Source organism: Marinobacter maroccanus, from assembly GCF_002933275.1.
Classification (GTDB): Bacteria; Pseudomonadota; Gammaproteobacteria; order Pseudomonadales; family Oleiphilaceae; genus Marinobacter; species Marinobacter maroccanus.
Window position 1 is genome coordinate 1 of record NZ_PSSX01000008.1, and the last position, 15,082, is coordinate 15,082.

Annotated in this window: 13 protein-coding genes; 6 read left to right on the plus strand and 7 right to left on the minus strand. The window is 59.0% G+C overall.

Going from position 1 to position 15,082, the window contains the following annotated elements; genetic code table 11:
* Nucleotides 1–129 precede the first annotated feature (129 nt).
* Nucleotides 130–1,011: a polyamine aminopropyltransferase gene (speE, locus tag KEHDKFFH_RS10490; protein ID WP_104321881.1), complete on the minus strand. Its 882-nt coding sequence runs from the start codon at nucleotides 1,009–1,011 to the stop codon at nucleotides 130–132.
* Nucleotides 1,012–1,189: 178 nt separating this feature from the next.
* Between speE and speA the strand changes: the two genes are divergently transcribed.
* Nucleotides 1,190–3,100 (plus strand): biosynthetic arginine decarboxylase, encoded by a 1,911-nt coding sequence (speA, locus tag KEHDKFFH_RS10495; protein WP_104321882.1) that lies wholly within the window; start codon nucleotides 1,190–1,192, stop codon nucleotides 3,098–3,100.
* A gap of 6 nt (nucleotides 3,101–3,106) precedes the next feature.
* On the opposite strand, the gene KEHDKFFH_RS10500 is transcribed toward speA, so the two are convergent.
* Complete coding sequence (locus KEHDKFFH_RS10500) at nucleotides 3,107–4,144, minus strand: AraC family transcriptional regulator (RefSeq protein ID WP_104321883.1); 1,038 nt, start codon at nucleotides 4,142–4,144, stop codon at nucleotides 3,107–3,109.
* A gap of 239 nt (nucleotides 4,145–4,383) precedes the next feature.
* Between KEHDKFFH_RS10500 and KEHDKFFH_RS10505 the strand changes: the two genes are divergently transcribed.
* The gene (locus KEHDKFFH_RS10505) at nucleotides 4,384–4,983 is read left to right on the plus strand and encodes a sigma-70 family RNA polymerase sigma factor (protein WP_104321884.1); all 600 of its coding nucleotides are present in this window, start codon (nucleotides 4,384–4,386) and stop codon (nucleotides 4,981–4,983) included.
* Complete coding sequence (locus tag KEHDKFFH_RS10510) at nucleotides 4,980–5,618, plus strand: ChrR family anti-sigma-E factor (RefSeq protein ID WP_104321885.1); 639 nt, start codon at nucleotides 4,980–4,982, stop codon at nucleotides 5,616–5,618. Before KEHDKFFH_RS10505 ends, KEHDKFFH_RS10510 begins: the two co-directional genes overlap by 4 nt.
* Before the next feature lie 82 nt (nucleotides 5,619–5,700).
* On the opposite strand, the gene KEHDKFFH_RS10515 is transcribed toward KEHDKFFH_RS10510, so the two are convergent.
* Nucleotides 5,701–6,444, minus strand: a complete 744-nt coding sequence (locus KEHDKFFH_RS10515; RefSeq protein WP_104321886.1) for an SDR family oxidoreductase — start codon at nucleotides 6,442–6,444, stop codon at nucleotides 5,701–5,703.
* Nucleotides 6,445–6,614: 170 nt separating this feature from the next.
* Between KEHDKFFH_RS10515 and KEHDKFFH_RS10520 the strand changes: the two genes are divergently transcribed.
* From KEHDKFFH_RS10520 to KEHDKFFH_RS10530, 3 genes are all read left to right on the plus strand, one after another.
* Entirely contained in the window at nucleotides 6,615–8,390 is a 1,776-nt protein-coding gene (locus KEHDKFFH_RS10520) for an acyl-CoA dehydrogenase C-terminal domain-containing protein (RefSeq protein WP_104321887.1), read from the plus strand.
* A 273-nt stretch (nucleotides 8,391–8,663) separates the two neighbouring features.
* Nucleotides 8,664–9,455 (plus strand): tRNA cyclic N6-threonylcarbamoyladenosine(37) synthase TcdA, encoded by a 792-nt coding sequence (gene tcdA / locus KEHDKFFH_RS10525; protein WP_104321888.1) that lies wholly within the window; start codon nucleotides 8,664–8,666, stop codon nucleotides 9,453–9,455.
* Between the two features lie 21 nt (nucleotides 9,456–9,476).
* Nucleotides 9,477–11,354: a cation:proton antiporter gene (locus KEHDKFFH_RS10530; RefSeq protein WP_104321889.1), complete on the plus strand. Its 1,878-nt coding sequence runs from the start codon at nucleotides 9,477–9,479 to the stop codon at nucleotides 11,352–11,354.
* Here KEHDKFFH_RS10530 and KEHDKFFH_RS10535 read toward each other — a convergent pair.
* The 4 genes from KEHDKFFH_RS10535 to KEHDKFFH_RS10550 all read right to left on the minus strand — a co-directional run bounded on the left by KEHDKFFH_RS10535 (nucleotide 11,340) and on the right by KEHDKFFH_RS10550 (nucleotide 14,847).
* Complete coding sequence (locus tag KEHDKFFH_RS10535) at nucleotides 11,340–12,323, minus strand: NADP-dependent oxidoreductase (RefSeq protein ID WP_104321890.1); 984 nt, start codon at nucleotides 12,321–12,323, stop codon at nucleotides 11,340–11,342. The genes KEHDKFFH_RS10530 and KEHDKFFH_RS10535 overlap by 15 nt on opposite strands.
* Nucleotides 12,324–12,404: 81 nt before the next feature.
* Entirely contained in the window at nucleotides 12,405–12,866 is a 462-nt protein-coding gene (locus KEHDKFFH_RS10540; RefSeq protein ID WP_104321891.1) for an acyl-CoA thioesterase, read from the minus strand.
* A complete protein-coding gene (locus KEHDKFFH_RS10545; protein ID WP_104321892.1) occupies nucleotides 12,866–13,948 on the minus strand; it encodes an SMP-30/gluconolactonase/LRE family protein in 1,083 nt (360 codons plus the stop codon). Before KEHDKFFH_RS10545 ends, KEHDKFFH_RS10540 begins: the two co-directional genes overlap by 1 nt.
* 101 nt (nucleotides 13,949–14,049) lie before the next feature.
* A complete protein-coding gene (locus tag KEHDKFFH_RS10550) occupies nucleotides 14,050–14,847 on the minus strand; it encodes an alpha/beta fold hydrolase (RefSeq protein WP_104321893.1) in 798 nt (265 codons plus the stop codon).
* Between the last annotated feature and the right edge of the window lie 235 nt (nucleotides 14,848–15,082).

Here is a 15,082-nt window from a genome sequence, read left to right on the forward strand (position 1 = left end):
AGGATTAGCATTCATAGGGACGGCGGTGGATTGGTTAATTTTGTTGTTTTGGCGAACTCAAAACTAACCGGTTTTACCGCCGTCTCCTACTTTTTCACGCTAACCTGCGATGAACCTTTTTTTATCCTTTTATCCTTCCTCCGGACGGACCTCGTCCTCCAATGCATCCACCATGAACTGCGGCATTGCCAGCGCACCGTGGTGAACCCCTGAGTTGTAGTAGCGGGTCACAAAGGGCCGGTTATTGGCATCCTCCTCGCGGAAGTATTTTACCGGATTCTCCTTGCTGGCCATGGTGCAGCTCCACCAGCCCGTGGGATAGACCGGTTGCGGGAATGGCAGCGTCTGCACATGCTCGAACCCTGCCTTGCGCATGTCCTCGTGAATACCCTTGATGATGCTTTCGGTGTGCAGCAGCGGCGATTCACTCTGCTGGACAATAATGCCACCCTCACGCAGGGCCAGCATGGCATCCCGATAAAAGTCCAGGGCAAACAGGCCTTCGGCTGGACCGACCGGGTCAGTGCTGTCGATGATGATGAGGTCGACACTGTTCGGCTCAATGTCCCGCATCCACTGAATGCCATCCCCGAAGAAGAAGTTGGCGCGCGGGTCACTGTTCGCTTCGCAAAGCTCCGGGAAGTACTTTTCCGACATGCGGGTGACGCGCTCGTCGATTTCCACCTGCCAGGCTTCCTCTACGCCCGGGTGTTTGAGCACCTCTTTCAGGGTGCCGCAGTCACCGCCACCAACAATCACCACCTTTTTGGGGTCCCTGTGAGTAAACAGGGCCGGATGGGTCATCATCTCGTGGTACAGGAAGTTATCGCGGGTGGTCAGCATCACACAGCCATCCAGGACCATCAGGTTACCGAAGGTCTCGGTCTCATAGATTTCCAGTTTCTGGAACGGTGTCTGCTCCTCGTGGAGCTTCTTTTTCACCTGCAGGGAGAACGCCGTCCCCTGGTCCTGGAATACCTCGGTAAACCAGCCGTCATTGAGTGCTGTCATGTCTTGCCTCCCGCTGTGGGCCATGGGCTGAATTGAAAGGGCGTATTGTAGGTGCGCCCCATCGTGAGCTAAAGCGATAATCGCGGTGAACGGCCACGTATTTTCCACACCCGGTGCTTTTAGCCCGGAGTGGGAATCCATACAATGGCGGCCAGTGTTTCCTGACAGGATAGCAAGCATGAGCGAAGCCAGCGCCACCCCGGCCCACAAGGTATACAACATTGCCCACTGGAGCGATGGCTACATCGGCGTCAATGACCAGGGCCAGGTACTGATCCGTCCGGATCGTGGCCACAGCCCGGCCCGAATCAACCTGCCGGAACTGACCCGAACGCTGACCGACTCCGGGGTTCAACTACCGGTACTGGTACGCTTCGTTGATATACTGCACGACCGTGTCAATAAACTATGCAGTGCCTTCAACAAGGTCGCAGAAGAACACGCCTACCAGGGTTGTTACACGGCGGTCTACCCGATCAAGGTGAACCAGCAGCGCCGTGTAGTCGAGGAACTGCTGGCCGCAGAGCCGGCTGCCTCGAAAGGGCAGATCGGCCTTGAGGCGGGCAGCAAGCCGGAACTGATGGCAGTGCTGGCGATGTCGCAGCAACCGGGATCGGTGATCGTCTGCAACGGCTATAAAGACCGGGAATACATCCGCCTGGCTCTGATCGGCCAGACCCTGGGTCACCGGGTGTTCATTGTCGTTGAGAAAAAGTCGGAACTGCCACTTATCCTGGAGGAAGGGGAACGCCTTGGCGTATCACCTTTGATCGGGGTGCGGGCACGCCTGGCGACCATCGGCAAGGGCAACTGGCAGAACACCGGCGGTGAAAAATCCAAATTCGGTCTGTCCGCCAGCCAGGTGCTGGATGTGGTCGCCACCCTGCGCCAGGCGGGAGCCCTCGACACCCTGCAGCTGCTGCATTTCCACCTTGGCTCGCAGATCGCCAATATCCGTGACATCCAGACTGGCCTCAGGGAATGTGCCCGCTTTTACAGCGAGCTGCGCCAGATGGGCGCGCCGATCGGAACGGTGGATATTGGCGGAGGCCTGGGCGTGGACTACGAGGGCACTCGCTCCCGCAGCAGTTGCTCCATGAACTACAGCGTTTACGAATATGCCTACAACGTCGTACACGTACTCCAGGCGGAGTGCGATCGCCACGGTATTCCCCATCCAGATCTGATCAGCGAATCCGGCCGAGCCCTGACCGCGCACCACTCTGTGCTTGTAACCAACGTGATCGACCATGAAGCACCGGAAAACCGCACGCCGCAACAACCAGACGAGGCAGCCTCGGCCCCATTGCACGATCTGTGGCGTGACCTGGAGAGCCTGCAGGACGCCAACACGCCGCGCTCACTGGCGGAGATCTATCATGACGTGCTGCACGCAATGGCCGATGTTCACGCCCAGTTCGCCCACGGCGTACTCTCCCTGCAGGAACGGGCAGACGCCGAAACACTTTACACCCGCTGTTGCCGACTACTCCGGGATCAGCTGGACAGCAGCAACCGGGCCCACCGGGAAATCATCGACGAGCTCAACGAGAAACTGGCAGAAAAGCTGTTCGTCAATTTCTCCCTGTTCCAGTCGCTGCCCGATGTCTGGGGCATCGACCAGATCTTCCCGGTGATGCCGATCAATGGTCTGGACCGGCCGCTGAACCGACGCGCAGTCATCCAGGACATCACCTGCGATTCTGATGGGCGCATCGACCGCTATGTGGATGGCCAGGGCACCGAGACCACCCTGCCCCTGCCGGAAGAGAAACCTGGCGATCCGCTGTTGATGGGCTTTTTCATGACCGGCGCCTATCAGGAGATCCTGGGGGACATGCACAACCTGTTCGGCGACACCCATTCTGTGGACGTCCGCCTGACCACAGAAGGTGGCCATGAGATCAGCGACCCCATCACCGGCGATACGGTGGCCAAGGTGTTGCGCTATGTGAACTTTGAACCGGATGCCTTGATGGATGCCTACCGACGCAAGTTCGCCGCCTCTGCCCTGACACCGGAAACCCAGTCAGCGCTACTGGCGGAGCTGGCCGCCGGTCTGGATGGCTACACCTACCTGGAAGAATAGCCAGACTCAGGGTTTCCGGCGCTCCCGGCGCCAGGCGCTGGGGGCAATGCCCTCCCACTTGCGGAAAGCCCGGCCAAAATTGGAGGGGTCACTGTAGCCGAGGGCATCGGCAATCTCGTCGATGGTCAGCTCATTGCGGCGCAGAAGCTCCAACGCCCGGCGGTGACGTAGGGAATCCTGCAGCTGCTGGAACCGGACACCCTCCGCTGCCAGTTGCCTGCGAAGTGTTCTTGCGGACATCTGCAGGCGTTCAGCCACTTCCTCGAGCGCCGGTAACCGCTGGCTCTTCCCGGTTTCAAGCAGGCGTATCACCCGGTTCGAGACCGACGTAGCGCCCTCGATAAACCGCATTTCCTCCTCGCACTGGGCTTCGGCTATCCGACGGGTTACCGGGTTCGACAGGGACATGGGGGAATCCAGAAAAACCCCCTTAAACCGCAGCTGGTTCACCCCGCTGCCAAACGTGATCTGGCTGCCAAACAGCTGGCGATAGGCCGTTGCATCCTCAGGCTCCGGAAAATCCAGAAGGCAGCGGCCTCCGTCCAGGAGCCTTTGACCGAACAGCAAAAGATTCACATCCATCAACGACGCCATCACCACATCGACGTTGAACCGGTACAGATCCTCGATACTGTGCGCCAGGTCCAGCTGGATCACTGCCTCACGGCCGTCCACGTAAAAAGACAGCTTCATGTAAACAAAGCGGATCTGGAAATACTTGATCAACACCGTGAGCGCCTGCTCGAGGGTGTCGCAACTGATGGCGGCCTGGGCAAGGGAACCGTGGGTGGTAAATTTCAGTCGCTTGCCGTATTCGAGCCCGAGGGCCGGATCACCGCTTTGCACCAGACTTTCGCGGCATAGAGCGCTGAACTGATCAACCGTGATGAAGTTCTCCGGGTGACCCAGCATGGAGGGCCGGATTCCGGAATCTGACAGCAACCGGGACCGTTGCAGGCCACGATCCTCCGCCAACTGGCAGAGAATATCCGCATAGTGCGCCCGGATAACGGGCAGATTTCCGGTAATTCCGGGTGCATTCATGGGGATGGTTATCTTCCGGTATCGGTGTATTGCTCAGCCTAGACCGCTCTGCAGGTTCCGGCAATCACCGGCGAGACGACCGGCAACCGTCGCTGATGCCAGATTTCTGCATTATTTTCCAACCGGGCTGATCCACCGGATAACGCATTCCGTAAACCTTGTAACTGACAAACCCGGGACGAGTGCATAGAATGATGACCAGAACAAGCTCAAATCATGCGACTGTCAAGGAGCGTCCGGTGACCACACTGGATCAGAAGCCAGCCAATTCCGAGGGCCGGAAGGATCCCTGGAGCCAGATGCTGCAGAAAGTGGGTAAGAACCAGGACCGAGAAGCATACCACGCGCTGTTCGAGCATTTTGGCCCGCAAATCAAGTACTACGCCATGGCCAACGGCCTGGCAAGCCACGCGGAAGAGCTCGTGCAGGAAGTGTTTGTGTCCATCTGGAGGCGATCCTGCCTCTACGACTGGCGCAAGGCTGCCGCTTCTACCTGGATTTTTACCATCGCCCGTAACCAGCGCATTGATATGCTCCGCAAAATGCAGCGTACCAGTGCCGAAATGCCGGTTGAGACGGAAGATCTCTGGCAGATTCCGGGTGAAAACGAGAACGAGCCGGTCACGTCTTTGCACCGCCTCATGTCCGAGCGGCGGATCAGGGAGTCCCTGAGCCACCTTCCGGAAGAACAGATCACGGTTATTGCCAAGGTTTACATGGAAAACAAGTCGCACCAGATGGTCGCAGACGAGTTGGACATCCCGCTTGGCACCGTTAAAAGCCGGGTTCGTCTGGCATTGAACAAACTGAAAGTGATTTTGCAGGACCAGAACGTATGACACGGCACCATCCCGACAGCCTGAGCCTGATGGAATACAGCGCAGGTAACCTGAGTGAGCCTCATGCCCTTTGCATCAAGCTCCACCTGGACAAGTGTTCCCACTGCCGAAGCCGTGTGGACACACTGGACAGTCTTGGCGCTGTGATGATGGAGCAGCAACCGAAGGTGACTGTTTCTGAAAGCATGTTCGACAGCATTCTTTCACGAATCGACAGTGAACCATCTGGCGAGCCTGCTACTCCGGCGATCCCACGGGTCAGTGCTCTACAGAAGCTGCTGGGTGAAGATCTCAACAGCCTGCCGTGGAAGCGTCAGTTGGGCGATGTGAGTGTCCTGGACATTACCGACCGGTTTCCCGGCCAGAAAGAACAGGTCGTCCTCCAGAAATTGGCCGCGGGCGGAAAAGCGCCAGCCCACACTCACCGGGGTGAGGAGACTACCATCGTTCTGCAAGGCGCCTTTGCCGACCAGAAAGGTGTGTTCAATCAGTGGGATTTCGTAGTGCTGACGGACGAAGATGAGCACAAGCCGGTAGCGGTTGGCTGTGAAGACTGCATCACGCTCTCTGTGCTCAGCGCGCCGGTGAAGCTGACAGGCACGTTTACGCGGATGCTCAATCCGTTTATCCGGTGATCGGCCCGAGGATGTGTAGAGCGTGAGAAGAGGGGCGACTCATCATCGCCCCTTTTTTATGGCCAAACCGAAAACAATCCGGCTACCAGGGCAGCTCCGAGCCGTCCCAGCTCAGGAATCGCCCGTTATCTTCCTCGCCTAAACCATCGAGCACGTCAAGCAGGTTCGCCGCTGTTTCCGATGGCGTATGCACTTTCAGTTTCGCCAGGGACTGACTGAACGGTTCACTCAGTGCCGATTCGGTCGTGCCCGGATGCAGGGACACGCAGGCTATCGGTTTGCAGCGGCGGGGCAACTCGATGGACAGGTTGCGCACCAGCATGTTCAGCGCCGCCTTGGAGCTGCGATAGGCGTACCAGCCACCAAACCCGTTATCGGTAATCGAGCCTACTTTTGCGGAAATGGCCGTCACCCGTTTGAACTCCCGGCGCCGAAGCCACGGCAATAGGGCCTGTGCCAGCAACCCGAACCCGGTTACATTGACTGCGAAGGCACGCGCCATACTCTGCGAATCCAGGTCTTCAAGCCGCTTCTCGGGAAACATACCCGGCCCATGGAGCAAGCCGGCGGCGTATATGAAGCCGTCGATACCCTCCTCGCTGGCCAGCAACGATTCCAGCGCCTCTGCAACGGCGGCTGGTGACGCACTGTCCTCGGCATCCCATGGCAACACCGTACTTCGCCCATGGGCTCGCAAGGCCTCGGGCGCCTTCTCCGGGTCACGACACAACCCGATCACACGGGTCTGCGCATCCCGGTCAATCAACCGGGTCGCCAAAGCGCCGCCAATTGCGCCGGAAACCCCGGCAATCACCACCTGTTTCATGAGAAGCCTCCTTTGTTCTGGAGGACATACGAAAATTCTATCTTCCGGACTGCCAGAACGGTGAACCAGCCCTTTAAAACGGGCGTATGAAACCAGTATTCCAATTATCTTTCGGAGTACTGCCGTTACCGGTAGAACTCCAGTAAAAAAGCGCACTTAGGAGAGTATCCATGCAATACCAGGCTCCGGCGAATGACCTTCGCTTTCTGTTGTTTGATGTATTGGGCGCAGACCGGCTGCATGAGCTGGAAAAATACGCCGATGCCACCCCGGATCTGATTTCCGCGGTTATTGACGAGGCTGGCAAGCTGGCAGCAGAAGTCATCCAGCCCACCAACCAGGTTGGCGACCGGGAAGGCTGCACCTACGACCCTGAAACCCGCTCCGTGAAAACGCCGGACTGTTTCAAGGAGGCCTACAAGAAATTTGTCGAAGGCGGCTGGACCGCACTGGACGCGCCGCTGGAATACGGCGGCCAGGGCCTGCCCCATACCCTGAAATTCGTGGTGGATGAAATGGTCTGCTCCACCAACCTCTCCCTGGGCATGTACCCTGGACTTACCCACGGCGCCATCAGTGCCCTTCACGCCCACGGGTCAGACGAACTGAAAAAGATCTATCTGGAAAAACTGATCTCTGGCGAGTGGACCGGCACCATGTGCCTGACCGAACCCCAGTGCGGCACGGACCTGGGTCTGATCCGCACCCGCGCCAACCCGAATGATGACGGCAGCTATGCCATCGAAGGTACCAAGATCTGGATTACCGGAGGCGAGCACGACCTGGTGGACAACATCGTGCACCTGGTTCTGGCCAAACTGCCCGGGGCACCGGATACCACCAAGGGTATTTCGCTGTTCGTGGTTCCGAAATTCCTGCCGGATTCCGGTGAGCGCAATCCTGCCTTCTGCGGCGGTCTTGAGCACAAGATGGGCATCAAGGGCTCCGCCACCTGCGTCATGAACTTCGAGGGCGCCAGAGGCTGGCTTGTCGGCGAGCCAAATGATGGTATGCGGGCGATGTTCACCATGATGAATGAAGCCCGCCTGATGGTCGGCATGCAAGGCCTCGGCCTCGCGGAGATGGCTTACCAGGAAAGCCTCGGTTTTGCCCGTGAGCGCCTGCAGAGCCGTTCACTGAGCGGCCCGAAGAACCCGGATGGCCCCGCTGATCCGATCATCGTTCACCCGGATGTGCGCCGGATGCTGATGCGCCAGAAAGTCCTGAATGAAGGCATGCGTGCCCTGGCCCTGTTTGCCGGACACCAGCTGGATCTGTCGGTTGCGCATCCGGACGAAACTGTCCGGGAATCCGCCGATGATCTGGTCCAACTGCTCACACCCGTCGTGAAATCCTTCCTGACGGACGAAGGCTTCAACAACGCCAATACCGGTCTGCAGGTACTGGGTGGTTCCGGCTTCACCACCGACTGGCCGCTGGAGCAACTGGTGCGGGACGGCCGGATTGCCCGGATCTACGAGGGCACCAACGGCATTCAGGCCATGGACCTCGTGGGCCGCAAGCTGAGCCTGAAAGGCGGTCAGCTGGTGCGCACCCTGTTCGGCACCCTGAGCGGATACCTGAAGGACAATCCGGAGGCGCCGCACCGGGAAGAATTGAAGAACGCCATGAAGGCGCTGGAAACCGCCACCATGTGGCTGGCCACCAATGCACCGAAAGATCCGGAGCAGGCAGGAGCTGCCGCGACGCCGTACCTTCGCCTGATGGCCCTGACCGTGATCGGCTACCTCTGGTCCCGTATGGCCAACGTCGCCAACGAACAGCTTGCCGCCGGCGAAGGTAACAAGCCCTTGCTGGAGAGCAAAGTGGTCTCTGCACGCTTCTTCTTCGAAAAGCTGCTGCCGGAAGTCGACTGGCTGCTGGGTGACATTCAGAGCGGCAAGGACAGCCTGATGGCATTCTCAGACGACCACTGGGCGGCGTGATCCCAACTCCGGCCAGAGCCAGGCAGCTCTGGCCGGAAATGACCGATCAATGACAGCTTCTGACCTTCAGAGTGACTGCCTGGAAATTGATAATAGTCACGTTGATTAGTGTCTCTGAACTAGTCCTGCCCAGCGCCCCGTCGGACTGGGTATTTTGAAAGCCACGCCCTGCGTGGCTTTTTTTATGGCCATTTTTTCGTCTGTGCGGTCACTGGGTTACAATTGCGCTCTTTGATTTCGTCCGGCTTTTGAACGGACCAACACGGGGACACCATGAACGCCGACGATTACGCTTTCCGCTTTGGCGGCATCGAACGACTCTACGGGCGCCGTGCCCTGGAAGCCTTTCGTCACGCCAATGTAGCCGTGGTCGGGCTTGGTGGTGTCGGATCCTGGGCTGCCGAGGCCCTGGCCAGAAGCGGTATTGGCACCATTACCCTGATCGACATGGACGATGTCTGTGTGTCCAACACCAACCGCCAGCTCCACGCCCTGGAAGGCCAGTACGGGCGCACCAAAACCGACGCCATGGCAGACCGGTTGCGGGCTATCAACCCGGAGGCAGACATTCGGGTGCATTTCGGCTTCCTGACCACCAAGAATGTCAGCGAGCTGATTACCGGGGAGATGACTGGGGTGATCGACGCCATCGACAGCGTCAAGGCCAAGGCCGCCCTGATTGCCCACTGCCAGCGCCGGAAAATTCCGCTGGTTTGTGCCGGCGGCGCCGGCGGACAGATCGACCCCACCCAGATTCAGGTGGCCGACCTCAGCAAAACCACCCAGGACCCGCTTCTGGCCAAGGTCCGCAATCTGCTGCGCCGGGAATACGGTTTTTCCCGGAACCCGAAGCGTCGCTTTGGCATTGAGGCCGTATACTCCCTGGAGCAGCTGACGTATCCTGCCGGAGACGGCGAAGTCTGCCTGCAGAAACCGGCTACCGACGGCCCGGTAAGACTGGATTGCGCCTCGGGTTTTGGCGCCGCCAGCCCGGTAACCGCCAGCTTCGGTTTTTTTGCGGCCTCCCGACTTCTGAACCGGATTGCCCGGCGCGCCAACCAATAGATCAACGGACCTGAAACCATTATGCCTGTCAGTACTGTCCTGCTTCTTGCCAGCATTGGTGTTCTCTCACTGTTCTGTCAGTGGCTTGCCTGGCGGGTTCGCATGCCCGCGATCCTGTTCCTGCTGGCCGGCGGCATTGCTGCCGGGCCTGTCCTGGGTTTTTTGGCTCCGGAGGCGGTGTTTGGCGACCTGCTGTTCCCGGTTATCTCCCTGGCCGTTGCCATCATCCTGTTTGAAGGCAGCCTGACCCTGCGTTACGCGGAAATCCGCGGCCACGGCAAGATGGTCCGCAACCTGATTCCTGTGGGTTCCATTGTCACCTGCATCATCGGCACCCTTGCAGCACGCTGGCTTCTGGATGTCTCCTGGGCTGTCGCCCTGCTGTTCGGCGCCATTTCCATCGTCACTGGCCCGACCGTGATTGCACCGCTGCTGCGCTCCGTACGACCGGACTCGAAACTGGCTAACATCCTGCGCTGGGAAGGCATCATCATTGACCCTGTCGGGGCCTTGCTGGCGGTTCTGGTGTTCGAGGGGATTGTCTCCTGGGGGCAGGGCAACGTGTTTGGCCACTCACTCTACATCTTCGGCAAGACCCTGGCGGTGGGTTTCGTGATCGGTGCCGTTGCCGGCTATCTCAATGGCATTGTATTGCGCAAGCACTGGATTCCCCAGTACCTGCATAACGCCGGCACCCTGACCTTCATGCTCGGCGTGTACGCCATCTCCAACGAACTGGCCCATGAGTCGGGCCTGCTGACCGTGACCGTCATGGGTATCTGGATGGCAAACATGAAGCAGGTACCCATCGAGAGTATTCTGGAGTTCAAGGAATCCCTGAGCGTTCTGCTGATTTCCGCCCTATTCATCATCCTGGCGGCACGGGTTGAGTTTGCTGCGATTGCCGAACTGGGCTGGGGCCTGGTGGCGGTGCTGGCCCTGTTGATGCTGGTAGCCCGACCGCTGAGTATTTTCCTGTCCGCCATAGGTACGAGCCTGAACTGGCGGGAAAAGCTCTTCCTGAGCTGGATTGCCCCCCGGGGCATCGTTGCCGCGGCCGTGTCAGCGTTGTTCGCCTTCCAGTTGCAAAAGCTTGGCTATGAAAGTGCCGGCGCCCTGGTGCCCCTGGTGTTCATGCTGATCATCGCCACCGTCACCCTGCAAAGTCTGACCGCCCGGCCAGTCGCCCGCCTGCTGAAAGTTGCAGAGCCGGCGGAATACGGCTTCCTGATCCTGGGCGCCAACCCGGTGGCCCGGATGATCGGCAAGGCCCTGAAGAAGTATGAGGTACCGGTGACCCTGGCCGATACCAACTGGGAGAACGTGCGCCTGGCGCGCATGGAGAACCTGCAGGTCTATTTTGGCAACCCCGTATCAGAACACGCGTCCACCCATCTCGACCTGACGGGCATCGGCAAGCTGCTGGTCATCTCCCCATACAAGCACATGAATTCCCTGGCCACGTACCACTTCCTGGACTGGTTCGGAAACAAGTGCGTGTTCAGCCTGGCAGAGGGTGACCAGGACCAGAAGGCCCGGCACCAGACGGCCGAAAAAATCCAGATGACCCGGGGCCTGTTTGACGGCGTCAGCTACGCCAAACTGGCCAGCCTGGTCAGTCAGGGCTACACCGTGAAGACCACTCAGCTTAGCGAGGAATTTGGTTACGAGGAGTTCCTGAACAAATACCAGAACCAGGCCCTGGTGCTGTTCACGTTCGACAGCAAGGAGCATGTCGCTCCGGTTTGCAGCATGAAAGACCTTAAACCGGAAGACGACTGGATCCTGATCAGCCTGGTACCGGCCCAGGCCAGAAAGGAGCGCAAGGAGAAAGAGGATGGGGAACCATCGGCCAGCCAGGATCAACCGGCCGGCCAGGAACCTTCATCGACAATCTAGCACCAGTTTGCCGCGCACGTGCCCACCCTCAAGGAGTTCATGGGCCTGGGCAACATCGTCCAGCGGAAAGGCCTTCTCGATGTGCACCTTGACGTCGCCGTCCTCAATCAACTCGGCGATCTCATCCAGGTGAAAGACGTCAGGGCGGACGGTCATGCCGTGAGCGCGTAATCCCATCTCCTCTGCGGCACTGATGATTTCATCGGCAGTAACCGTGGGGATGGTGACAAGGACACCCTGCTCGCCAAGGGTGTGCAGCGAACGTTTGCCAGTATCACCGCCAACCAGATCCAGCACCACGTCCAGGCCATAGCACTCTTCGCCGATATCCGTGTTGCGGTAGTCAATCACTTCGTGCACCCCGAGTTCCGCCAGAAAATCCCGGTTCCCGGCCGAAGCCGTGGCAATGACATGGGCGCCACGCTCAAGTGCGAACTGGACCGCGAAATGCCCGACCCCACCGGCGCCGGCATGAATCAGGATTTTCTGCCCGGACTCCAGCTTCGCCATTTCAAACAGGGCCTGCCACGCGGTTAGCGCCGCCAGGGGCAAAGCTCCCGCAGACACCAGGTCCAGCTCCTCCGGCACAATGGCCAGCTCATCGGCTGCCGCCAGAGCGTACTGGGCATAACCGCCACCGCCGGCTGGAAATCCGACCATCCCCATAACCCGGTCACCGGGCGCCAGGGTGGTCACGTTGGCACCGACTCCAACGACCTCACCGGCCACATCGTAACCTGGCGTCCAGGGCAGGGAATTCTCGATCTGCCGGGCCGCGAACCCCAACCCCTTCCGGGTTTTCCAGTCAATGGGGTTAAGCCCTGCCCCGTGCACCCTGACCAGCACCTGATCGTCTCCGGGAACCGGCACGTCAGCCTCGACCACCTGCAGGACATCACGCTCACCGAATCGATCGTAGATCACATGGCGCATCGTGGCTTCAGTATTCTGGTCAGCAGTATTTTCCATGGGGATCTCCGGACAACAGGTTAAACGGGATTGGCTTTGAACAAGACTAGCTGAAGTAAAGCACAAAAGAGCTCGGGGTACCTAGAGCCCCTTACCTCCGGCCACAACAGCAGAACCGAGAATTTCGGCAAATTCTTTCGGGGCACGGGCAGGCCGCTGGCTTTTCATATCTACACAGGCGTGGGTGGAGACCGCCCTCACCAGGGTTTTGCCATCAGACGGACGCACCAGCTGGAACTGTCGGGCAGACCGGAAACGACCGTCGTAGTCGGTCAGCCAGGTCCCCAACACCAGCTGATCCCCGATGTTCGCCGAGGCCAGGTAATCAATTTCCGTGCGGGTAATGGCCATCGCCTTTCCGGTTTTTTCATGCAGCGACCAACTCATACCCAGACTTTCAATGTGAGCCCAGCTGACATCCTCCAGCCAGCGCACATAGACAACATTATTGGCATGTCCGAGCCGGTCGGTATCCTCGGCCCGAACCGTTATATCAATGGTGAAGGGCGCCGGAAGATCCCAGGCAATGTCTTGGTGCTGCATCAGTTGCTCTCTCCGAGACCGGGAATGGCCTGCAACGGTAGCCGACCAATACGATCATTGTGAAGTGAACCAAAGTACAGGTTGCCACCGTGGGGATTGACCGAGGTAATTTCCTGAAGATGGGTTCCCCGGGTGTCGTGGAGACTGGTAATAACGTCGCCATCCCGATCGAAGGCGATCACCAGACCATATTCCTTTGGCGCGGGCTTCAGGCTGTCCGGGAGCTTGGCCACCAGATCCTTGAGCCAGGGTCGTGGGTGCATGGCGTCAACTTTCTGGTTCCGCAGGGTAGGAAACGCCACCCAGTAGCGCCCCTGTTCGTCCACCGCCAGGTTATCTGGAAAACCGGGCAGATTGTCGGCAAACACCTCTGCCTGCCCGGCTCTGGGCCCGTGAATCCAGTATCTGAGGATGCGGTATTTCCAGGTTTCGTTAACCAGCACGTAGTCACCCTCCGGAGATACCGCAACGCCGTTGGCAAAATGCAGGTTGCCCAGGAGAACTTCGGCCTTGCCGGTTTTCGGGGAGTAGCGCAGCAAACGGCCGTGGGGACGCATTTCCAGCAGATCCAGCAGGTATTCCGGCTGACGGAACTTCGAGCTGGCGTCGGTAAAGTAAATTCGCCCGTCATCGGCAATATCAACATCATCGGTGAACCGGAACAGCGTACCCTCAGCCTCCCGGGCCAGCACGGTAACCTTGCCTTCGGGGCTTATGGACAACAGGCCTCTCCAGGCATCGGCAACAATCAGGTTGCCCTGACTGTCAAAAACCATGCCCAGGGGCCGTCCGTCGGTAGACAACCAGTTTTCGACCCGACCATCCGGGAACACCCGAACGATGTAACCATCCTGAGTGCCGGTATAGAGCACGCCATCCTCGCTGACGGTCGTATCCTCGGGACCATACACCTGGCCCCGGGCCAGAAGATCCGCCAGTCTCAGTCGTTCATTCGGCGCAATAAGCCCGGTGAGGGGGGGCGGCGAGGGTGGACTCCAGGCTTTGCTGTCAACAGGCGACGGTGTCAGCAGGAAGCTGCCAAGTAGCAGGAAAACAACCAGCAACCCCACCATCCATTTCATACACCTTGCCCGCCTGTTGTTATGTCAGTTCCGTGTGTCAGCGATTGGGTTACCTTAGCAGACCGGCCGGTGGGCAGGAAAATACCCGACACACAACCCGGTCAGTCACCGACACCGAGGAAACGGCGGCAGAGGGCGGCAAAGGAATCGGCCTTTTCGGCATGCAGCCAGTGGCCGGTACCCTGGATAATACGCAACTGCGCCCGGGGAAACAGTCGTTCAATATCATTCCGGTGCTTCTCCTGGATGTAGGCGGAATCCGCGCCCTTGAGAAACAGCACGGGCCCATCAAACGGGCCATCACCCTCAGGCGCCCTGGCCAGATTCTCATAGCAGGCATCGATAACCGGCAGGTTGAGTCGCCAGCGAAACGCAGGCCCGCCCTCCTGCTGCTCTTCCCGGGGAATCCGCTCCAGGTTCTTCAGGAGAAACTGCCGCACGCCCGGCTCCTCAACGAAATCGGCCATGAGTCTGTCCGCGTCCTGGCGGGAGCGTAAACCGGTCAGATCCATGCTGGTCAATCCTTCCAGAATGGCATCGTGTCGGGGCTTGTAGGAAACCGGCGCGATGTCGGCCACGATCAGTTTATCGACGCGCTCAGGGGCCTGCAGGGCGACCTGCATCGCCACCTTGCCGCCCATGGAGTGGCCCAGCAGGCTGACCTTGTCCAGGCCCTGTGCATCCATGTAGGCGAGCACATCCCGCGCCATGGCCGGATAATCCATGGTGTCGATGTGGGGAGAGCCACCATGGTTACGCTCATCCAGCGCATGGATCTGCCACTGATCTTCCAGACGGCGGGCGATGCCCCCGAGATTGTCGAGAGATCCGAACAGCCCGTGCAAAAGGATCAGGGGCGGGCCTTCGCCGGTAATGCGGTGATTCAGCGCAACAGTCATGGGCAGTCAGTCTCCAGATTGGTCTGCGGTCTCAAACCGGATACATTACCACTGCCAGCCTTGCGAGCAAGTGCCGGTATTGCCGGTCATTTTCAGAAGACGAAAAAAAGCCGGGCATAGCCCGGCAGAAGGTCATAGACGTTACGCCTGAGAAATCAGCAATAGAAGATGCTGTTCAGGTACTCGGCCAGCTCGATGACGTTTTTGCGCTCAAGCTCGGTATGAGGTACGAAAA